Source organism: Undibacterium sp. 5I2 (assembly GCF_035019605.1).
GTDB lineage: Bacteria > Pseudomonadota > Gammaproteobacteria > Burkholderiales > Burkholderiaceae_D > Undibacterium.
The window spans coordinates 77842-99656 of the sequence record NZ_JASJVS010000007.1; the positions used below are offsets into that span (position 1 = coordinate 77842).

The 21815-nt window shown below is 52.9% G+C and carries 20 protein-coding genes; 14 read left to right on the forward strand and 6 right to left on the reverse strand.

The genetic code is table 11. The features are described 5' to 3' along the window. Positions 1–2: 2 nt before the first annotated feature. Positions 3–2063 carry a sensor histidine kinase gene (locus QN359_RS04595; RefSeq protein ID WP_322248315.1) on the reverse strand — a complete coding sequence of 687 codons (2061 nt, stop codon included), beginning with the start codon at positions 2061–2063 and terminating at the stop codon, positions 3–5. Beyond that, entirely contained in the window at positions 2060–3064 is a 1005-nt protein-coding gene (locus tag QN359_RS04600) for a substrate-binding domain-containing protein (protein WP_322248316.1), read from the reverse strand. The genes QN359_RS04595 and QN359_RS04600 overlap by 4 nt, the downstream gene beginning before the upstream one ends. A 343-nt stretch (positions 3065–3407) precedes the next feature. Between QN359_RS04600 and QN359_RS04605 the strand changes: the two genes are divergently transcribed. The 6 genes from QN359_RS04605 (at position 3408) to QN359_RS04630 (ending at position 10976) form a co-directional block, all read left to right on the forward strand. Continuing rightward, complete coding sequence (locus QN359_RS04605) at positions 3408–5486, forward strand: 3-hydroxyacyl-CoA dehydrogenase NAD-binding domain-containing protein (RefSeq protein WP_322248317.1); 2079 nt, start codon at positions 3408–3410, stop codon at positions 5484–5486. 67 nt (positions 5487–5553) lie between these two features. Beyond that, on the forward strand, positions 5554–6783 hold the full coding sequence (locus tag QN359_RS04610) for a voltage-gated chloride channel family protein (protein WP_322248318.1): 1230 nt from the start codon (positions 5554–5556) through the stop codon (positions 6781–6783). 122 nt (positions 6784–6905) lie between these two features. Next, complete coding sequence (locus tag QN359_RS04615; RefSeq protein ID WP_322248319.1) at positions 6906–8405, forward strand: PhoPQ-activated pathogenicity-related family protein; 1500 nt, start codon at positions 6906–6908, stop codon at positions 8403–8405. Between the two features lie 129 nt (positions 8406–8534). Then, positions 8535–10136 carry an ABC-F family ATPase gene (locus QN359_RS04620; protein WP_322248320.1) on the forward strand — a complete coding sequence of 534 codons (1602 nt, stop codon included), beginning with the start codon at positions 8535–8537 and terminating at the stop codon, positions 10134–10136. 314 nt (positions 10137–10450) lie between these two features. Further along, positions 10451–10735: a BrnT family toxin gene (locus tag QN359_RS04625; RefSeq protein ID WP_323493557.1), complete on the forward strand. Its 285-nt coding sequence runs from the start codon at positions 10451–10453 to the stop codon at positions 10733–10735. After that, entirely contained in the window at positions 10719–10976 is a 258-nt protein-coding gene (locus QN359_RS04630; RefSeq protein ID WP_322248322.1) for a CopG family antitoxin, read from the forward strand. The genes QN359_RS04625 and QN359_RS04630 overlap by 17 nt, the downstream gene beginning before the upstream one ends. A 133-nt stretch (positions 10977–11109) precedes the next feature. Here QN359_RS04630 and QN359_RS04635 read toward each other — a convergent pair whose 3' ends face one another. The 3 genes from QN359_RS04635 to QN359_RS04645 form a co-directional block, all read right to left on the reverse strand. Continuing rightward, complete coding sequence (locus QN359_RS04635; protein WP_322248323.1) at positions 11110–11667, reverse strand: hypothetical protein; 558 nt, start codon at positions 11665–11667, stop codon at positions 11110–11112. A gap of 352 nt (positions 11668–12019) precedes the next feature. Further along, complete coding sequence (gene feoB / locus QN359_RS04640; RefSeq protein WP_322248324.1) at positions 12020–13921, reverse strand: ferrous iron transporter B; 1902 nt, start codon at positions 13919–13921, stop codon at positions 12020–12022. Continuing rightward, positions 13922–14215: a FeoA family protein gene (locus QN359_RS04645; RefSeq protein WP_322248325.1), complete on the reverse strand. Its 294-nt coding sequence runs from the start codon at positions 14213–14215 to the stop codon at positions 13922–13924. Between the two features lie 319 nt (positions 14216–14534). Here QN359_RS04645 and QN359_RS04650 point away from each other — a divergent pair, with 319 nt between their 5' ends. Then, positions 14535–15353, forward strand: coding sequence for a phytanoyl-CoA dioxygenase family protein (locus tag QN359_RS04650; RefSeq protein ID WP_322248326.1), 819 nt, complete (start codon positions 14535–14537; stop codon positions 15351–15353). Between the two features lie 5 nt (positions 15354–15358). Further along, positions 15359–15946, forward strand: a complete 588-nt coding sequence (locus QN359_RS04655) for a class I SAM-dependent methyltransferase (RefSeq protein ID WP_322248327.1) — start codon at positions 15359–15361, stop codon at positions 15944–15946. On the opposite strand, the gene QN359_RS04660 is transcribed toward QN359_RS04655, so the two are convergent. Next, positions 15943–16983: a DNA-binding protein gene (locus QN359_RS04660; RefSeq protein WP_322248328.1), complete on the reverse strand. Its 1041-nt coding sequence runs from the start codon at positions 16981–16983 to the stop codon at positions 15943–15945. The two genes, QN359_RS04655 and QN359_RS04660, sit on opposite strands and share 4 nt — an antisense overlap. Positions 16984–17167: 184 nt before the next feature. On the opposite strand from QN359_RS04660, the gene QN359_RS04665 reads away from it, so the two are divergent. The 6 genes from QN359_RS04665 (at position 17168) to QN359_RS04690 (ending at position 21806) form a co-directional block, all read left to right on the forward strand. Next, entirely contained in the window at positions 17168–18142 is a 975-nt protein-coding gene (locus QN359_RS04665) for a tyrosine-type recombinase/integrase (RefSeq protein ID WP_322248329.1), read from the forward strand. A 386-nt stretch (positions 18143–18528) separates the two neighbouring features. Beyond that, positions 18529–18993: a type IV pilin protein gene (locus tag QN359_RS04670; RefSeq protein ID WP_322248330.1), complete on the forward strand. Its 465-nt coding sequence runs from the start codon at positions 18529–18531 to the stop codon at positions 18991–18993. Next, positions 18987–19586 (forward strand): GspH/FimT family pseudopilin, encoded by a 600-nt coding sequence (locus QN359_RS04675; protein WP_322248331.1) that lies wholly within the window; start codon positions 18987–18989, stop codon positions 19584–19586. Before QN359_RS04670 ends, QN359_RS04675 begins: the two co-directional genes overlap by 7 nt. A 7-nt stretch (positions 19587–19593) precedes the next feature. Further along, a complete protein-coding gene (locus QN359_RS04680; protein WP_322248332.1) occupies positions 19594–19998 on the forward strand; it encodes a type IV pilus modification PilV family protein in 405 nt (134 codons plus the stop codon). Further along, positions 19995–21185, forward strand: coding sequence for a PilW family protein (locus tag QN359_RS04685; protein WP_322248333.1), 1191 nt, complete (start codon positions 19995–19997; stop codon positions 21183–21185). The genes QN359_RS04680 and QN359_RS04685 overlap by 4 nt, the downstream gene beginning before the upstream one ends. 3 nt (positions 21186–21188) lie before the next feature. Next, complete coding sequence (locus tag QN359_RS04690) at positions 21189–21806, forward strand: hypothetical protein (RefSeq protein WP_322248334.1); 618 nt, start codon at positions 21189–21191, stop codon at positions 21804–21806. Positions 21807–21815 lie beyond the last annotated feature (9 nt).

The window sequence follows — 21815 nt, forward strand, 5'->3', positions numbered from 1 at the left end:
CTTTATCTGTCGGAATTCAATTGCCGGGTGATGCGAGGCATAGCGATGTGAAAGCTCGCCCCTTGCTGCTCATTATTACTCACGCTGATCGTGCCGCCGAATTGCTTGCTGATGATATTGAAAACAATATTGAGACCAAGACCGGTGCCGCCTTGGCCGCGGCGGGTGGTGAAAAACGGCTCGAAGATCTTACTCAGATGCTCGGCTGGAATACCGCAGCCATCGTCACAAAATGTGAGCAGACATTGTTCTTCAAACTGCTCCAGCGTGAGACGAATGTGCCCCGCTTGTCCGGGACGAAAGCCATGGGTAAGCGCATTCATGGTCAGATTAGTCAATACCTGCGCCAGCAAACCGGGGTAGCCATCCATCAGAATAGCGCTGCTGGTGCGGACCACCTCAATGCTGGCATGGGCCTTGCGCAGAGTCGGCATCAGACTGGTGACCAGTTCATCGACGAATTCATTGAGTTCATAATCGCGCCGTTGTTCGCTGGTTTGGTCCACTGCTACCTGCTTGAAACTTTGAATCAGGTGGGCCGCGCGCTCGGCATTGCTGGCAATGAGACGTGCGCTTTCCGTTGCTGTCTGTAAATAATCTGTCATTTGCGTTTTACGCAGCGCCCCCAGCGCTAAACCTTGACTTACTTGCAGTGTGGCTTCGCTGAGTACTGATGCGCTGGTGATGATCACCCCGACCGGAGTGTTGATTTCGTGGGCGATGCCAGCCACCAGCCCGCCGAGTGCCGCGAGTTTTTCCGCTCGTACCAACTCTTCTTTGGCCAGTTGAAGTGTAGCGAGGGTTTGATTGAGTTCGGCATTGGCAGTTTCAAACTTGGCGGTACGCAGTTGCACGCGTGTTTCCAATTGCTGGTTGATTTCGCGTAGCTCGCGTTCATGGCCTTGCCTGAGTCTGTTCACCTCAAGAAAGGCATTGAACCATTTGACCAATTCACTGATTTCATCGGTACCGGATGGTAGCGGCAGGGCTGCCTGCACCTCGTCCGTATCCGTCGCGTTATTATCTGTGGCATCACGGCGCGCCTGCATGCGGCGAAAGCCGGCCGATACGGCTTGTACCGGCAATACCATATTCCGGTGAAACACATGTCCTGCCAAATAAATAATGCACAAACATACCGCGATCAACAATGCCAGCACCTCACTCAAATGCCGCATCGGTGCCAGCAGGGTTTGCTGCGGAATAATTCCGAATACCTGCCAGCCGACATGCTCAAGCCTTGCCATGCTCAGCACACTGTCGCGGCCATTGAATTGCAGCATACGGCTGCCATTGCCGCTCAAAGTAAGCAAGGGGGGCGTTACCAGTTGACCGATACGGCTGCGATCAGGATGATAGATGATGCGTCCGGCGGCATCGGTGACGATGAGGCTGGCATCGCGTCCGAGATCGACCTGACTGAAGTGTTGATATAAATAATCACTGGAATAATTGATCAACAACATGCCGATCGGCTCACTGCTCTGAGATTGTGGCGAATAGTGGCGCACGATTTTTACCGCCGTCAACACATTGCGTGCACTCGATGCGCTGTTGAGGTTATCGCTTAGTCCCAGCCAGTGCAAAGTCTGCGGTGCTTGCAGGGCCGCTTGGTAAATCTTCGCGCGCAGCGCTTGGTCGACCGGCGTCACCGTCAGGGTGTCTCCGACATAGAAACGGTGGCCTTGCAGGCTGAATAAATCGATCGATACCACGCCCTTCAGGCTGCTGTAAAGGTTAAGGCTTTCGCGAATTTTCGCTTGCGTTGACAAATTATCATAGGCATCCCGACTGACGGCCCCAGCGGCATCGCTTTTCGCCAGCACGATACCGATGTCTTCTATGCTGGCGATGCGATTGGCCAGATTTTCCACTTGATCTAATTGTAATTGCAAATAATCGCGCTGATTGAGCAATAACTGGCTGCTGTATTGGCCCGTCAGGTCAAGAATAGTGCGCCGGACAATATGGTAGGAAGTGACAGCAAACAAAGACAAGGGCAGTACACTGACGATCAGCAGGTAGGCGATGAGCTTATACATCAACTTCATCTGCAATTTCATGGTCGCTCGCGCTGCTTGAGCAGTTCCGCAGTCAGTACTTGGGCCGCCACCGGCAAGCGTGCCGGCAGTGTTTCACCCTTGAGCGCACGCAGGGCCAGCATCACCCCCTGATAGCCTTGCTCATCGGCCGCTTGATCGACGGTCGCCACCATGGCCCCGCTGCGCAGTGCCTGCTTGGCTTCATCGATGGCATCATAGCCGATCACCGCGACCTCAGTGCGACCACTTTCCTGCAGATAGCGCACCGCGCCGAGCGCCATCATATCGTTAGCACAGAACAGCAGGGTGATATGCGGATGTTGGCGAAACAAGTCTTTACTTACGCTATAGGCTTCATCAATCTTCCAGTGCGCCGTCATCGCGGCGACCTTGCTCACGCCATGCTCGCGCAGGGCACGACGCGCGCCGGCGCTGCGCAGGCGGCCATTTTCAGCGCCCGGCATGCCCTCGATCAGCGCCGCCTCCGCAAGCGCCGGCATGTGCGCGAGCACTGCCTTGACCGCCGCATAACTGGCAGCTTCATTGTCGACACTGACAAAGGGAATCGCCTGCATGTGCAGTTGACTCAAACGCGCCGAGTCGAGCGGGTTATCGATATTGATGATCACCATGCCGCGTTGCTGGGCTTTCTGCAGCACCGGCAGCAGGCGTTGCGAGTCGCTAGGGGCAATCACCAAGGCTGGCACTTTGTCTTCAATGAGTTCGTCGACAATCGCGATTTGCTGTTCGATCGCCGTTTCCTGTGCCGCCGTCCGTACTTCGAGTACGACGCCCGACTGCGCCGCGGCACGGCGTGCGCCGCGTTCGATCGCGATGAAAAATGGATTACTCAGGGTTTTTAATACCAAGGCGATGCGTGGTGTTGCCGCTGCGGTTTTTTGTTGTTGCTCAATAGCAACAGCAGTGGAAGCACTGCCTGCGCTACCGGGTTCGGTATTGCCGCATGCGCAAAACAGCGTGCACAGCACGCCCAGTCCTAAGATGCCGGCAAATTTCATCATATTCCCTCGTGCTCGTGACGAGCGCATGATCGTTTTTGCTTCGGTTGGCAGCTGCGCCGCATGGTATTTGTGATTTTCAGTCTGTGGTTTGGCACGCAAATATGTGTTTTCAATCACACCTTTCCAGAAGCTAAAGGAAAAACGCCGTTCTGTCTATAGTTTGATCAAGAAAGTAGTTTGAGCATTTTACTGATGTAAAAAAAACTTTCATTTGAAATAAAACGATCGTACTATTTTGCGGTATAGTGAGAAAAGAATCACCCTCGGTGCCGAATCGCCAGCGCAGCGCCCGCGATTGGCAAACCGGCATAATAAAAGCTGTATTTCAACCTTAGGAAAAGACATGAGTGCAGAATACCAAGTCAATGGCAGCACCGCCATCATTACGCTTCACAATCCGCCGGTTAACGGTTTAGGGCATGCCACGCGCCAAGCCATCGTGGCGGGTATGAAGCAAGCGCAAGATGATGCGACGATCACAGCGATTATCATCACCGGTGCCGGCAAGGCTTTTTCGGGTGGTGCCGACATCAAAGAATTCAATTCCCCTAAGGCCTTTGCCGAACCGGGTCTGCACAGTGTCATCAGTATCATCGAATCATCCGAGAAACCGGTCATCGCGGCCATCCATAGTGTCTGCATGGGCGGCGGGCTGGAACTGGCCTTGGGTTGTCATTACCGTATTGCCAGCCCGGGCGCGCAGATTGCGCTGCCTGAAGTCAAGCTTGGCATCTTACCTGGGGCCGGCGGTACGCAACGCTTGCCGCGCGTGGTAGGGCTGGAATTAGCGCTCAATATGATCGTTTCCGGCACGCCGATTGCCTCCGAAAAACTGGCCAAGACAGGCTTGTTCAGTTCCATCGCTGAAGGCGACCTGATGACGGCCGCGCTGGCGCTGGCCGAACAAGTGGCCGATCAACGTCCCTTGCCACGGGTGCGCGACATCAAAATCGATTACCCCAACTACGAAGCGTACTTACAATTTACGCGCAATACCGTGCGCGCCATGGCTGGCCCGTTCCCGGCACCGCTCAAATGTGTGGAAGCAGTCGCCGCGGCGATGACGCGTAAATTCGACGACGGCATTCAAATCGAGCGCGCACTGTTTCTCGAATTAGTCCAGAGCACCGAATCGAAAGCTCTGCGCCACGCATTTTTCGGCGAACGCGCCGCCAGCAAACTGCCCGACGTACCGGACGACACGCCGCTGCGCAGTATCAAAACCGTGGCCGTCATCGGTGCCGGTACCATGGGCGGTGGGATCGCCATGAATTTTGCCAATGCCGGTATCCCGGTGCAAATTCTGGAAATGAAGCAGGAAGCACTCGACAAGGGTTTGGCGACGATACGCAAAAATTATGAAAATACGCTCAAAAAAGGCAAGCTGACGCAAGAAAAATTCGAGCAACGTGTAGCGCTGATTACTGGCACCTTGTCTTATGAAGCGATCGGTCAGGCTGATTTGGTGATCGAAGCGGTATTCGAAGACATGGGCGTAAAAGAACAAGTATTCCGCAAGCTCGATGAAGTGATGAAGCCCGGTGCGATTCTGGCCTCGAATACCTCGACGCTCGATGTCGATCAAATCGCCGCCTTCACGAAGCGCCCGCAAGACGTGGTCGGTACACATTTCTTCAGCCCGGCGAATGTCATGAAGCTGCTTGAAATTGTACGCGGCAAGCACACCGCCAAGGATGTGTTGGCGACCGTGTTGGCGATTTCGAAAAAAATCAAAAAAACCGGCGTGGTGTCGGGTGTTTGCGACGGCTTCATCGGCAACCGCATGATAGAGCAATACAGCCGCCAAGCCGGATTCTTATTGGAAGAGGGCTGCACGCCGGAGCAAATCGATAAAGCAGTCGAAAAAATGGGCTTTGCGATGGGACCGTTCCGCATGGGCGATTTGGCAGGCAATGATATCGGCTGGTATATCCGCAAACGTCGCTACCTCGAAAAACCACAGATCACTTATTCGAAAACCGCTGATTTGCTGTGTGAAATGGGCCGTTACGGACAAAAAACCGGTGCCGGTTGGTATGACTACAAGGCCGGCGACCGTAAGGCTTACCCATCCGAGTTGGTCAATCAAATGATTATTCAGCACTCGGCCGATATCGGTGTCGTACGCCGCAAAATCAGTGATACTGAAATTATCGAACGCCTGATTTATTCGCTGGTCAACGAAGCCGCCTACATTTTGGAAGAGGGTATCGCTACACGCGCCTCCGATATCGACATGGTCTACCTGACCGGCTACGGTTTCCCGCTGCATACCGGTGGGCCGATGTTCTATGCCGATACGGTCGGCCTTGGGAATGTCGTATTGGCGATGGAGAAATATGCCAAAGGACGCCATGGCGATGCCTGGATTACTGCGCCGTTGCTGGCCACACTCGCAGCACAAGGAAAAACTTTCAACTGAGGCAAGAAACCCGAGTAAGCAAAAAAAAGCGCAGCTCAGGCTGCGCTTTTTGTTACCATAGTAAGCTATGAAAAACACCAGCAATACGCGCCTGTTGAGCAGCTTTCTGCACATCATCAAATGGACCTTGCTGGCCGCGCTGGTGGCCGTCTTGGCTGGTAGTGCATCAGCTTTTTTTCTATTTGCCCTCGAGCGCGCCACGGCGGCTCGCTTAGCGCACCACGCTCTGCTGCTACTCTTGCCGGTGGCTGGTTTTGTGGTTGCTTACTTGTATCTGCATTATGGCCAGCAGGTCGAAGCTGGCAATAATTTGCTCATCGATGAAATTCACAATCCCAAAAAAATCATCCCTTTGCGCATGGTGCCACTGGTACTCGCCGCCACCGTGACTTCGCATCTGTTCGGGGCCTCGGTTGGACGTGAGGGCACCGCCGTCCAAATGGGCGGTGCCTTGGCCGATCAACTGAACCGCGCCATCGGCCTCGCTGCCGAGGACCGGCGCATCATGCTGATGGCCGGCATCAGTGCAGGCTTTGCCTCGGTATTTGGCACACCGCTGGCCGGGGCGATTTTCGGTTTGGAAGTCTTAATCATCGGCCGCTTGCGCTACGAAGCCCTGCTGCCATGCTTGATCGCCGCCGTTCTGGCCGATCAAGTCGGCTTATTTTGGGGGGTACAGCACACACATTACCTGATCACGCAGATCCCGCCGCTGAGCTTGCGCAATTTGCTGATGATGATCATCGCCGGCGCTTGCTTCGGCCTGTGCGCGCGCCTGTTCGCCACCTTCACGCATCGCGGCAGTGCTTGGTTTACAGCGCGTATCGCGTATGCGCCGCTGCGGTCGTTTTTCGGCGGCTGCCTGATTCTTGCCATCGTTTGGTTCGGCGCGGCCGAGCGCTATATCGGACTGGGTATACCGGTCATCGTCGAAGCCTTTGCTCAACCCGTGCCAGTCTACGATTTCGCTGCCAAGGCCATGCTGACCATTGCCTCACTCAGTGCCGGCTTCAAGGGGGGCGAAGTGACTCCCTTGTTTTTTATCGGTGCCACGCTTGGTAATGCGCTGGCACCGCTGTTGCAACTGCCATTCTCACTGTTAGCCGGCATGGGTTTTGTCGCCGTCTTTGCCGGTGCCGCCAATACGCCGCTCGCTTCCACTTTGATGGCCATCGAACTCTTCGGTGCCGATGTCGGGGTTTTTGCGGCCATCGCTTGCGCCGTCAGCTTTCTTTGTTCCGGGCATGCCGGTATTTACCGTGCGCAAGGTCGCGGCGAAAACCAAGTGGGTCCCTAACGAGGAAACTGATTGAATTGATTCAATGTCTAAAAAATAATCTTTATCCCATGGAATTTTTTGGAACTCGGTCGGTCAAATACGACTTACAGCTATCCAATCAAGCTACTGCGAGAAACTCCATGCAAAATTCGTTTACCAAATTACTGGCACTGTGCTGCCTGCTTGTGCTCAGCGGCTGTGGTGCCGGCCTTGCGCGCGCCGAGGGCAGCGCCACACGCTGTTTACAGCAGCGTGATTATCGCCATAGCGAAGTATTGGCTTGCTATGTCGCGGCACAAGCGGAACAAAAACTGGTCTACCTCGACAAGGGCAGTAGTCAAGTCGACGGTGTCGAAAAACGGCGTTACGAATTGACTTCACAAAACTGGTCGCCGGCAGGCATGGTGACCCCAGCGGTCTGGAAACACGATGTCGAGATCTACATTCCCGCAGACGCACTCAACAAGACTGCGCTGCTGGTCAGCAATAACGGCATCAATGTAGCGGCCGGGCAAAATGGGCTGCGACCACTGTCCGATATTCCCGAAGCCATGGCCGTGGCGATCGCCAAAAAGACCAGAACCATCGTGATTTCGGTCAATAACATTCCGAATCAATACCTGACTTTTGCCGATGATGCTCAGGCACGCCGCGAGGATAGTGCCGTCGCCCACAGCTGGAACTTATTCATGCAGGATACAAAAGCACATGCCTTCCTGCCCATGCACCTACCGATGGCGGCAACGCTGGTGAAAGCCATGGATTTGGCGCAACAAGAATTACTGGCTTGGAAAATCGACCGTTTCATTGCCACCGGCGCATCCAAACGCGCCTGGGCTGTCTGGTTGGCCAGCATAGCCGATCCGCGCATCACGGCAATCGTGCCGTTCGTGCTCGATATACTCAATATGGATCGCGTCATGCAGCATACCTATGACAGCTATGGTCAGCAATGGCCGCTTGCCTTCGCCGATTATCAACGTGCCGGCGTTACCAGTGCGCGCCAAAGCACGGCATTTACACAACTGTTGCAGATCGAAGATCCCTTGCGCTATCTCGATAGCCCCTATGCGGCGCGACTCGCCATTCCTAAATATATAGTCAATGCCAGCGGCGACGACTTTTTCGTGCCCGACAACACACAGTTTTTCTATGCCCGTTTGCCGGGCGAAAAAACCTTGCGCAGTGCCCCCAACTCCAGCCACTACGGCATTCGCGATGTGGTCGAAAACTCGCTCGTCAGTTTCATTAATCGGATGCAGCGCGGCCAAGCGCTGCCACAAATTACGATCGAGGCCGCCGGCAATAACAGCAAAGACCCTGGGCAACTCACCGTGCGCTTCTCGCACACTCCGGTGAAAATCACACAATGGAGCGCACACAATCCATTAGCACGTGATTTTCGCTTTGCTTGCGGCATACGCTATACACCGAACAGCTTGGAGCTTGCCAACAGTGTGACTGTCATGCAAGCAATACCGACTGCAGGGTGGAGTGCCAGCTTCGTCGAAGCCGAATTTGCCGATGGTATGGTGGTAACGACGCCAGTGCAAATTCTGCCGCAGCGCTATCCTGAACAGCCGGCGCTTGGTACTGGGCCGGCTTGCCAAACCATAGGCGAGAAAAGCACGACAAAATAGGCCGTCGGCTTTGCCTATCCGTGCGCCTGTCATAAATATTTCCACGGACGGCACTGACAACAAAAGCCAGTCGCAGAGGCGATGTTATAATATACGGTTAATTCATATCATTATTGCAAAAGGTTTTCTGTGCTTTCTACCGCAAATATCACCATGCAGTTCGGCCCCAAGCCGCTGTTTGAAAACATCACCGTCAAATTTGGCGAAGGCAACCGTTATGGTTTGATCGGCGCCAATGGTTGCGGCAAGTCGACTTTTATGAAGATTCTCGGTGGCGATCTCGAACAATCGTCGGGCACAGTCATGCTCGATCAGAACGAACGTCTGGGTAAATTACGCCAAGATCAATTTGCCTTCGAAGACATGCGTGTGCTCGACGTCGTCATGATGGGGCATACCGAAATGTGGGCCGCCATGGCCGAACGCGATGCCATTTACGCCGACCCCGAAGCGACTGACGATGACTACATGAAGGCCGCCGATCTCGAAGCCCGCTTTGCCGAATACGATGGCTACACGGCCGAAGCACGGGCCGGCGAACTGCTGCTCGGTGCCGGTATTCCAACCGATCAGCATCAGGGCAGTATGAGCGCCATTGCGCCGGGATGGAAGTTGCGTGTGCTGTTGGCGCAAGCCTTGTTTTCCAATCCCGATATTCTGTTGCTCGACGAACCGACGAATAACCTCGACATCAATACCATTCGTTGGCTCGAAGATACGCTCAATGAGCGTAATTCGACCATGATCATCATTTCCCATGATCGCCACTTCCTCAACCAAGTGTGCACCCATATGGCCGACATGGATTATGGCACCTTGAAGGTGTATCCCGGCAATTACGATGATTACATGCTCGCTTCGACGCAAGCGCGTGCGCAGCAAATGGCCAACAATACCAAGGCCAAAGAGAAGGTCGCCGAATTACAAGATTTCGTGCGCCGCTTTTCGGCCAATAAATCCAAGGCGCGCCAAGCGACATCGCGCGCCAAACAAATCGACAAGATCAAGATCGAAGAATTCAAGCCTTCCAGCCGTCAGAATCCTTTCGTGCGTTTCGATGGCGAAAAGAAATTGCATCGTTTGGCTGTCGAAACTCAGGGTTTGAGCAAAGCCTACGAGCGTACTTTGTTTAAAAATGTCGATCTGATGGTCGAAGCCGGCGAACGTATCGCCATCATCGGCTCTAACGGTGTCGGTAAAACCACGCTGTTGCGCTGTATCGGCGGTGATGATATCGCTCATCTGCATGCTGATCGCGGCTTAGTGAAATGGGCGGAAAATGCCAATGTCGGTTATATGCCGCAAGATCCGACCGAAGAATTCGCTGCCGATAAAAACCTCACCGACTGGATCGGCCAATGGACTCAAGAGGGCGACGATGATCAAGCCGTGCGTTCTATCCTCGGACGCTTGCTGTTCGGTGGCGACGATGTCAAGAAATCGGTCAAAGTTTTATCGGGTGGTGAAAAAGGGCGCATGATGTACGGCAAACTCATGCTGGGACGTCACAACGTCTTGTTGATGGATGAGCCGACCAATCACATGGATATGGAGTCGATCGAATCACTCAATATTGCCTTGGAAAAATATGCCGGCACCCTGATTTTCGTGTCGCATGATCGCGAATTCGTCTCGTCGCTGGCAACGCGGATTTTGGAAATCAAAGAAAATGAAATCATCGATTTCCGCGGTACTTATGAAGAATACCTGAGCAGTCAGGGCATCGAGTAAACTTCTTGATTGGCCCATTGGGAGCGAAACTGTAATAAGCGATATTCGGGGAAGCGTAGATTTAATCCAAGCGGTTTGCCCGCCGCCACTGAGGCGCCTTGCATTGCATCCTCATTGGCAACGGACAATTCCACTGCGATTTAATCTGCGTCGGCTCAGGCTCCTGGGGCGACTTGGTGCTACTCGAGAAGAAGCGAGCTTGCCCGCGGAGTCGGCACGTGGTCAACACGCCTACCAGCTTGCACTTGGGCGTGTCATGAATACCGTTTTAGCCGATAGTCTATTTTGTATAGACAAACGTGTATAGTATGAAGATGAAAATAACAGGCTTTGATTGGGATGACGGTAACTGGCCGAAGTGCGGCAAACACGGCGTATCCCGTGAGGAAATTGAACAGGTTTTATTGGGAACGCCTGCCGTTATGAAAGACCCTCACCCGGATGAGCCGCGCATGAGGGCTATCGGAAAAACGAAGGCAGGGCGCTACGTCTTTCTGGTCTTCGTTTTGCGCAAGCTTAATGGAAATGCGATGCTTCGCCCCATCAGTTCACGCTACATGCACCAAAAGGAGATTGATCACTATGAAAACCAAAGCTAAACCCATGCCATCGCTTGTGAGTGATGCGGATGCTGAGCAATTCGTTGATACCGCAGATCTTTCTCGGTACGACTTATCTGGTTTCAAGCCGATGAACTTTGAGTTTGCGCCGAAATCTGCGGCGATGCACATGCGCCTTCCTCAAAATCTGCTCGATGCTTTGAAGGCCAAGGCAAAAGCCAAAGGAATACCTTACACGCGCTATGTCCGAATGCTGCTTGAGAGTGATGTTGCACGCTGATCATCGGCTACGCCCGGCACCCGGCCCCAGTGCTCGACGAGGATGTCGCCAAGCTTTCACCATTTGCTCACGGGCACATCAATAGATAAGTGGGGGAATGGCAATCTGTACGAAAAGTACGATTGCGCCTCACTTACAAATCGTCGACCAGGCTGTCCCGTACCAGCGCTGAATTGATCCCTTTGTCACCTTGATAGAGTAAATGATCGAGGCGGTCGCGCAGGCTGCGTGCGGTTTCGCGGCCTTTCGATTTGAGAATTGCTTCAATATAAGGATGACGCAGCTTTTTGAAGTCGTCCAGCGTTTGGGCGCGCTCCGCTTTCAATTGCAGGGCGAAGCCACGCAAGCCGAGCATGCTTTTAATGGTTTCATTGAAAAAAGTATAAATCGCCTCGATTTGCGCCAATTCGCGGGCATGCTCGGTATTGTTTTCCGTACGTTCCGCTTGGACTGTCACCACAGTGACTGGCTCTGGCAGTACCGGCAAGGCCGCGATGTAGTCATTGGCAATCAACTCGGCCACATTGCTTTCATCGAGCCCAAGTGCTGCCACTCGGGCCAATAATTGGGTCGCACTTTGCTTGCCGTCGACCATTACCAGCAGGGTGCGTAGTCGTGTGCTGAGTTGGTGTTTGCGGGTCGCGATTTCCTCGCGACCTTTGTCAGTTTTATCGTAAATGCTAGCGAACATTGGCGCAGTGTCCCGAAATGGTGCTTGGAATCAGAATTCATTTCTGATAATGCACACAAGCATACCTGAGGCTGGCCGAGTACGCTATAGCAGCTTCGGGCAGATCAGAGCTTACGCATAAAAATTACCGGCTTTTCGCTGACAACTGGGGGCGACGATTGACAACTATTACACGAGGATGAGCAAGAGCTGGCACAGGATTTTTGCGCATGCTCAAAACGCGTCGCCAAGCGTGGATGATGGTCTGCCAATTTCGCGCCTATCCGCCGCCGCCATGAGGAAGGCATCCACTTCAACAACAAGTAGATGGCGGCAGTAAATAAAATCAGGAAGGTAATGAAAGTCTGCATGATCAGTGACGCATGAAAAAACTGGCTGTCTCAAAGGTGATGAACGAGGCGAAGTAGGCCAGTCCGAACAAATACGCCGCCATCATCAAAGGGTAGCGCAAGGTATTGGTCTCACGCTTAACGACGCTGAGCGTCGCAATGCACTGCGGAGCAAATACATACCAAGCCAGCAGCGATAAGGCGGTTGGTAAACTCCATGATTGCGCGATCAAGGGTTCGAGCGAGCGGGTCAAGTCGTCGCCCGATTGTGACAGTGCATACACGGTGCCGAGTGCCGCAACAGCCACTTCGCGCGCTGCCAAACCTGGCACCAAGGCGATACAAATCTGCCAATTGAAACCGATGGGAGCAAACACCACCTCCAGCATACGCCCGAGGTAGCCGGCAATGCTGTAGTAAATCGGTGGCTGGGTGGCATGCTCAGGCGCACCCGGGAAACTGCTCAAAAACCACAGCAAGACCATCAGCGCTAAAATAATTGTGCCTACCCGAGTAGTGAAAATTTTCGCGCGCTCATACAAACCCATAGCCAAGTTGCGCGAATTAGGCCAGCGGTAATCGGGCAATTCCAACATCAAAGGATGTTGCTGGCTCAGGCCCCATTTTTTCTTGAACACCAAGGCCACCAGCATCGCCGACGCAATACCGGCCAAGTATAAAATAAACAAAACCAAGCCCTGCAGGCTGATGATGCCGAACACCGAGCGTTCCGGTATGAAGGCGGCAATGATCAATGCATACACTGGCAAGCGTGCTGAACATGTCATCAGCGGCGCGATCATGATCGTGACGAGGCGATCGCGCGGATCTTGTATGGTGCGGGTTGCCATGATGCCGGGAATGGCGCAAGCGAAACTCGATAGCAAAGGAATGAAGGCGCGTCCGGATAAACCGACTTTACCCATAATTCTATCGAGCAAAAACGCCGCGCGGGGCAGGTAGCCCGAGTCTTCCATCACCAAGATGAAGAAGAATAAAATCACAATTTGCGGCAAGAATACCAACACGCTGCCAGCCCCACCGACTACACCTTTGACTAATAATCCTTGCAGCATGCCATCCGGCACGACGGTCTCGAGCACGCTGCCCAAATGATCCATGCTGTCCTTGATGAACGCCATCGGCCACTGGGCCCAGGCAAACACGGCTTGAAATACTAAAAACATCAAGGCAGCGAAGATCACTGGCCCACACAGGGGATGCAAGATCCAGCGATCAATGCGATAACTGAGTGGTAATTCCAGCCTCGCATTGTCTTCCCCACCTTGGACGCAAGCTTGCAGTATCGTATTGGCTGCTGCCTGTATCGCTTCTGGCGTCGCGCGCTCTTGCTGGGCAATCGTCGTGGCGTTGGGCAAGCTGCGCGCCAGCGTTTCCAAGCTGACTTGCAAGGCCTCCAGTCCGTGAAATTCAACGGCAATCGTTTCCACCACCGGCACACCGAGGTGCTGTTGCAAAGCTTGAATATCGATCTTGATATTGCGTTTTTTTGCAACGTCCATCATGTTGACGGCCAACACCAGCGGCAAGCCCAGACTTTTTAATTCCAAAGCCAAGCGCAGACCGCGCTTGAGATTGGTCGCATCGACCACGCACAGCACCGCATCCGGCAAGGCTTCGCCGGCACGCAAGCCACGGATAACTTCCTCGGTAATTTTTTCATCCGGGGTAATCGCGTGCATGCTGTAGGTGCCAGGTAAATCGAGTACCTGCCATTCCCGACCATTACTGGCCGTAAATTTGCCAAGCTTGCGCTCTATCGTCACGCCGGCATAGTTGGCGACCTTTTGACGCGCACCGGTCAAGCGATTGAAGAGGGCTGTTTTGCCGCAATTGGGATTGCCTACCAAGGCGATGCGTGGTGAAAACAGGCTGGCATTGCTCATATTACTTATGTTGCTCATTTAAGCCGTCCGCGGTTTGGTGACAGCAATCAGGGCGGCTTCGAATTGCCTTAATGCAAATGTTGACTGCCCGATACGCACGGCCAGCGGTTCGCCACCGAAATAGCCTTTATGTAAGACCTTCACGGTCTCGCCACGAACAAAACCGAGCTCCTTCAAGCGCCGCGCGATATCGCGCATGGAACTCGAGGTATCGGCCTGGGTATGTTCAACATCGTCAACCAGCGCTGTTTCGCCGATTTGCAGGCGATCGAGCGTGGTGGTCGTTGTTGCATCAATTGGAAAACTACTCATGAATCATATCTTTTAATCAAGGTTGAAGCGCTAAATGATAATGAGAATATATATCAATATCAGTTAGCATTCAATTGTTATACACGGTTTTATTGATCTGCATCCAGTTCAAGCGCCCGAACAGAGGATAAAGTATTGCTATTAGTATAATTGTCTGTGCCGTCACCCTAGCTTATCTTCCTGAGGATTGCAGATAGTATTTTCTAAAAGATCACACTACAATGCTGGGAGCCTGTAGGACTTAGGGAATCGAAGCGATTGTGCAGCCGATTACTCCTAATTCCGGCAGACTCCTAGAGCTTACTCATCAGGAAATTTAATGCCTAAAATCCAAGCCCCAGTCGAGCAGTTGCAAGAGCTGATATGTGCAAAAGCCTATATGTCGGAGGTGCTTGATCATGCTGTGCTCAAGCAAATGGGGGTGTTTTTGCTCAAGAATGCTTTGCCGGCCACGCTCATTGAGCCTTACCTCGCCTCGTATCTGTCAGAAATCAAGCAGGGTGGATTGACTAAGACGGCGCACCATTTGACTGAGGTGAAGATAGGTGCCGGGCAATTTCTGAACCAGATATTACGCGAACCGGCGTTTATCCATATTGCCGGCCAATTTTTTAATGGGCAAGTCGGTGCCGACTTCCTGCGCGTGGTTAAAAAAGATGAGCGTGACTATGCCGCCGTATTTTTGCATCAAGATTGTTGCTATCAAATTGGCAGCTTGGAGCGTTATTCTTTATTCATTGCACTGACCGACTGCGGCCCCGAGAATGGTGGCCTGCGGGTTTACCCGGGCACGCATCACTATGGTTCTTTGGGGGATGCCGGAGAAATTGCCGACATTCTGCCGCCTGGCTATCCTTCGCTTGCCGCAGAACTGGCAGCCGGGGATATCTTGATTATGAACTCGGCCATATGGCACCAATCGCCCGAGAATGTCAGTCGAAAAAACCGCATCTATTTGGAAGTGCATCTGCAGCACATTGATGAGCCGACCACCGTAATGGAAATTTGCGGTGTCAGACAATCGCCGTGGCGCTTAGCCATGAGTCCGGATGAGATCTTCGCCAATTCGAGAACGCAAAGACTGCGTGCTCTGTATCAACAAATCGACCAACTCAGCCCTAAACTTAGCGAGCAATAAATACTATGTCACTGCCATCAGAATTTGATAACACTTATTTTCCTCTGCATCGCCAATTCATCAATGCGTATATCGATGAGAGCAAAGCCATCATCGAACAATTTCAATCGACCGCTGAGTGGTTGGAAATCGGCCCGCAAAAACAAAGCCACATTCGTTCGGTCTATGCAGATAAGAGCATTTTATCGCTCGATATCGATGATACCTATACGCCAGATGTCATTGCTGATCTGACGATCACCAATCCCGGCTTGGCGAGCGGGCGCTTCGCCGGCATTTTTTGCATGGAAGTGCTGGAGCATGTGGTCGACCCCTTCGCGGCCGTCAGTGAGATCGCGCGGATACTCGAAGACGGTGGTTTTGTCGTCGTTTCCACTCCGCTCAACGCGCGCATACATGGTCCGGTTCCCGATTGCTGGCGTTTCACTGAATTTGGACTGAAGGTCTTGTTCCGCAATTTTGATATTATCGACTTTAAAAAGCTCGATACGCCGGATCGCAATTTATTTCCACTGCATTACGCCCTGATTGCGCGTAAAAATACGCAGAAAAATATCGATGCTCGAACAATGCAGTTTTCTTATATCGATTAAATTTGCGTGCTCTCGGGCATATTGGTCGCGGCGGTCGGCGCCTCGACCGGTTTGATCAGCGCCAGCAGTGCGCTCTGTTGATCTTCAATCATGCGGCTTTGTTGCGCCAATTGCGCGCTCAGTAAATCCTTCACTTCCTCTGCCGCACGCCGCCCGAGTTGCTCCTCACGCTGCGAGAACTGGCAGTGCTCGAGCATGCTGCGCAGCGTCTCTTTGGTCAGCAGCAACTCACGCATTTGCTCGGCGCTTCGCTGCTTCTCCACCTCAGTCACTTCCAAGGCGGCCGCTTGCGCCGCATTCTCACTGAGTAAGTCGGTATTGCTCGCTTGCTGCTGCCCTAGCATGGCTTCGAGTCGAGTCGCACGACTTTGTGCCTGCATGAATTGGCTGCGGCCGTGTTCCAGCTCCGCATCGGCTTGCCGGATCCGGCTCTCATAGCTGTGTCTGTCGGCCGTGCGCTGCTGGCCGCTGGCTTGCTGAAAGTGTTCAAATTGAGCTTGTGCCGTTTGTAATTGTTGCTGCAAGCTTGCTATCTGCGCCTGTCCATCTTCCCAGCGGGCCGTCAAGCTGGTGCGTTCGGCGAGAACGTCACGCCATTGCTGGGTCAAGCTTCGCACCTCATCCTCAAGATCTTTGATACGCCCATTAGCTAGTGATAATTCAGCTTGTAAGCGCGCCGACTGCGTCGTCAAGCTGCCGATTTCCGCACGCTGTTGCGCCGCCAAGCGCTCTGCCACCAAACAAAATTGCTCATGTATCTCTTGCTGTTTAGCTAATTGCTCTGTGCATTCCGCTTGCAGTAATTCGTGTACGTTGCGCAGCGCCCCGAGCAGGGTGGGGGGTAAGCCTGCTTCATCTTGTGAGCGGTGGTTTTGTCGCTCTTGCTTCCATTGTTTTAGTAGCGGGGCAATGGTGCTTTTGCTGCCGGTATTGCCGAGCGCGGCGCGCACCAAATCCACCGTTGGTGCCTTGCCTTGCTGCTCGATTTGCAGGGCTGCTTTGTTGATATCTGAATAATCAATTCCTGGTCGCGCCATTTTTTTTCCTGATTTTGTAACGTATTTGTATTACGTAATATTATCTTATTTAATGAAATAATAAAAAGAAACTTTTCCTTTTTTTTAACATGCGATAAGATATATTATCGCGTGTGATAAGCAGCAATTTTTGCACATTCCATATGCCTCGCCAGCACCATTACACCAGAAAGCTTTTCGCACCATGTTGAAAAAAAATGCGCTGATTTCACCGGAGACGCAAAATGCGCCGAGCGACTTAGCCAGCGTAGCGGCATTGCAAGCGCAATTTTTAAGCGCCGCCACCGCTGACAATACCCGTCGCGCGTATCGCTCAGCCGTGCGGCATTTTTTAAACTGGGGGGCCAGCTTGCCGGCCGATGAGGCGAGCCTGACCCGCTATCTGATCGCGCACGCTCAAACACTCAATCCGCGCACCCTGAGTTTGAAAATAACCGCGCTCTCTCAATGGCATAAACAACAAGGTTTTCTCGACCCATGCGCCGCGCCACAGGTGCGCAAAATCCTCACCGGCATCATGCGCATCCACGGCAAGCCAAAAAAGAAAGCGCGCGCCTTGATGATCGAAGACTTGGAAGTCATCGTCGCCATGCTCACTCCGAGTGAACAATTAAGCGACCAACGCGATAACGCCTTGTTGCAAATTGGCTACTTTGGCGGACTGCGGCGCTCCGAGCTCGTCGCCTTGCAATTTGAAGATATCAAGTGGGAACGAGAGGGCATCACAATCACGCTGGCGCGCTCGAAGACCGACCAACTTGGTGTCGGTATCCAAAAGGCGATACCGTCCAGTGACGGCCTGTGCTGCCCGGCGCGCGCACTGCAGGTCTGGTCCGGTGCTGCCGGTATCGTCAGCGGGCCTGTGTTTCGGCGCATCGATCAATGGGGCAGGGTGGGGCAGGCAGCCTTACATGCGGCCAGCATCAACGCCATTTTAACAACAGCGGCGAGTCGCGCCGGCTTGGCCGAAGTGGGCAGCCTGAGCAGTCACAGCCTGCGTCGCGGCATGGCCACCAGCGCCCACCGCGCCGGGGCGACTTTCCGTGCTATCAAACGGCAAGGCGGGTGGCGTTTTGACGGCACCGTGCATGGCTATATCGAAGAGGCCGACCAATTTAAAGAAAACGCCTTAACTAAGCTGCTGGGTCGAAAGCAGTGATTGTTAAATTTCTTTAGCGAAATGTATTAATAGATATTTTATTGCCTCAAGAAAACATCTATAGTCCTAGCACAGAGACATACTTACTTACAATTTATCAAAGCTTATTGCTGCGTGGAGACATGTCTTGGCTTATGATGTGATGCAATGCGCAAGTTTTGTTATTGGACGTTCAAGCCGTGTCCATCGATACTGTTGATGTGACAATATTTGATGAAATTTTGCCATTCCATTGTTTTTAATGTTCTAGTGCTTTAGTACAATTACGCTAAGGGCTGCAACATCATAGAATCAAAGAGTGTCATCTCTATGGTGCTCAGATAATAAAAATGTTCTATGGCCATTGTTCAACACATCATTCCCCACTGGGGCGCGGAGAAACTGTAATGCAAGCTAAATCAGATCAAGCAGTCGCTTACCGATCGTCCGGCTTTACCCTGATTGAACTGATGATCGTGGTCGCCATCGTCGCGATCTTGTCTGCCATTGCCATCCCCAACTATACCGATTTTCTGTTGCGCGGAAAAATCGTCGAGGCGACTAACAGTCTGAGTTCCGTGCGCGCTTCGATGGAACAGTATTACCAAGATAATCGCACCTATCTCAATGTCGGCACTACCATTATCTCCCCCTGCAACAGCCTGCCGACTTTGAAATATTTTGCCTTAACCTGTCAACCCTTGACCGCCACGACCTACACCATTCGAGCCGCCGGCGTGGCCGCTACCTCGACCGCCAATTTCAGCTACTCGGTGACCAATGCAAATGTACAGAGTTCCAGCACCGGCGCAGTCTGGGGCAGCACCACCGGCACCACCTGTTGGCTGATGAAAAAGGGTGCCACATGCTGAGAGCGGCTAAGCTGCGCGGCTTCACGATCATTGAAGTCTTGATCACAGTATCGCTGATGTCGATACTGATGTTTCTTGGCCAATCGGTATTTACTACTTGGACCGCCAATGCCAAAGCGCGCAGCCTGGCAGAAGCCATACAAAATGGCGTGCGCGCGGCGCAAGCCGAAGCCGTCAGGCGCAATCGCCAAGTCGCTTTCGTCCTGACAAATGCCGCTCCGGCTGCCAATGTGGCGGCGGTAGCCAATGGCCGTAACTGGTATATTCAAGTGCTGCCGATTGTGGCCGGTGAAACGGTGAATACGCCTTACGTGCAAGGTTCCTCGACGGGCTCACTGACTGCCGGCATGAGTGTCACCGGGCCGGCACTGATTTGCTTCAATTCTCAAGGACGCATCACGACAAACAGTGCTGCCGCGGTGACCACCGCTTTCGGTATGACGTGCGCGGCCACCACAGCCAATTATGCCGTTACCAGCACAAGCGCCAACGTCACCGACCGCACGTTTAATGTTCAAGTGGCTATGGGGGGGAAAGTGCGCATGTGCGATGCCAGTCGCACTCTCTCGACCACCAATCCGGACGGGTGTTGAGATGACTATGCTCAAGATCGCAAGCAAAAAACAACAGGGCATGCTGCTTATCGAAGTCTTGGTGTCACTGGTGATTTTTTCCGTTGCCGTGCTGGGCTTGATCGGCTTGCAAGCCGTGGCTACCAAAACATCCTACGATGCCGAAGACCGCAATCGCGCATCCGTCTTGGCCAATGAAATTATTACTGCCATGTGGACGCAAAACACCAGCTCGCTGCCAACGGCAATCGTTACGGCCTGGCAAACTCAAGTAGCCAACAATGCCGCCACCGGCTTGCCCTCCGGCACAGGTGCCATCAGCGCACCGGACGCCAATAATGTCGTCACCGTTACGATTACCTGGAGTTCACCTAACCGTAAACCCGGCGATCCTGCCAGCCAGTACATTACCCAGCTCAATGCCTTGCCATGATTAAGCTTATACGCAATAGAAAATCCGCTAACGGCTTCTCCTTGGTCGAGCTGATGGTGGTGATCGTGCTGGTTTTGATGATGTCACTGGCGATTTTCGGCATTTTATCGACCAGCGAAGGAAAAAAGCGCACTTTAACGTCGGTCAATGACATCAATCAAGCCGGCAACTATGCCATGTATCAGTTGGAAAAATCCTTACGTGCTGCCGGTTCCGGAATTTCACAAAATTACCAAACCGTGTTCGGCTGCCCATTGCGCGCCGCCTTGTCGGGCAATCAAATTTTGCCGTTCACCGGCACCATGGCCGCACCGTTTGCGGCACTCAACACCGCTTTGACCGGTAATTTCAGACTCGCGCCCTTGATCATCGCTAAAGATGCCACGACACCGAACATGAGTGGCAGCAAATCGGACGTGATCATCATGATGTCGGGCACTGCTGGCTATGGCGAAGTGCCGACCGCCTTCAATAGTATTCCTGTGTCTAATAATTTAAGCTTGATCAATACCGTCGCATTCAATGCCAATGACCTCATACTATTGATGGACCAAAGTGCCGGTACACCATGTTTTCTCTCGCAAGTCGATGCCGCCTTCACTACGGCAGTCGGTGTGACGACTTTACCTATGGCCGGCAGTTTTTATTCCGATACGATAGCCGGCAACTCAATTTCCAGCTTGCCCGGCACGGCTATCGCTATGAACTTGGGCAATGCCACCGGTAATCTGCCGAACTTCCAAATGTTTGGTGTTGGCAATAATAACACTTTATTTCAATACGATTTATTACAAGGCGGGACCTTGAATACACCATTGGCGATTGCCGATGGTATTTTTGAAATGCATGCTTTGTATGGCGTTGCCTCTGCCGCTGGTGGCGGCCTTCTTGATACTTGGGTAGATCCGGCAGCCGCCGGCTTCGATTATCTGACTTTGGAAAACGGCAGTGCCCCAAGTACCAAGACCTTGGTCACGATTAAAGCGATACGCGTAGGCTTCATCACGCGCACTTCACTGCCGGAAAAAGCCAGCACACCGCCGGCCACGACTGGCCCGATTAAGCTGTTTTCTGATCTTGGCCCGACAGTCACCTACACCCGCACGCTCACTGCTGCCGAACAGAATTACCGCTACCGTACCGTTGAGTTGACGATACCCTTACGTAACTCTTTATTTCTGAACTGAGCCATGAATCACGTCACCCCTCATTTTGGCACACAGGTCATGGCCCGCGGCAGCATGGTGCGGCAGCGCGGGATCATTTTATTCGTCACCTTGATTGCACTGGTGATACTGATGATCAGCGGCATAGCCTTGGTGCGTTCGTTCGATACGAGCTTATTGTTAGCCGGTAATTTGGCCTTCAAGCGCGATTTAATCAACCAAGGTGAGCGGGGCATCGCCGCGGCGCGCACGGCACTGTTGGCCGGTGGTACCCTGGGCAGCGATACCTTGCGTCTGACCAGCTTGGCAAGCAGCAATTACTCGGCAACGATCTTAGCGTCGGATGCACGCGGTTTGCCGCTGATGCTCACCGACGACAGTTTGTGGACCATGACCGGCAGTGACATCGTCGACAACACCAGTGGCGTGACGATTCGTTACGTGATCGACCGCTTGTGCAATTTAAGCGGAAGCACCAGCACGGCCAACTGTGTACTCGGATCTACCTCCGCGCCGCAAGCGGCGAGCGCAAACATTCAACCTATTGTGCCAAGTGGCTCGGTGATTTATCGGGTCAGCATCCGTGTCAGCGGCCCGAGAAATACCCAAAGCTATATGCAGTCGACTTTATCCACTTTATAAGATGTCAGC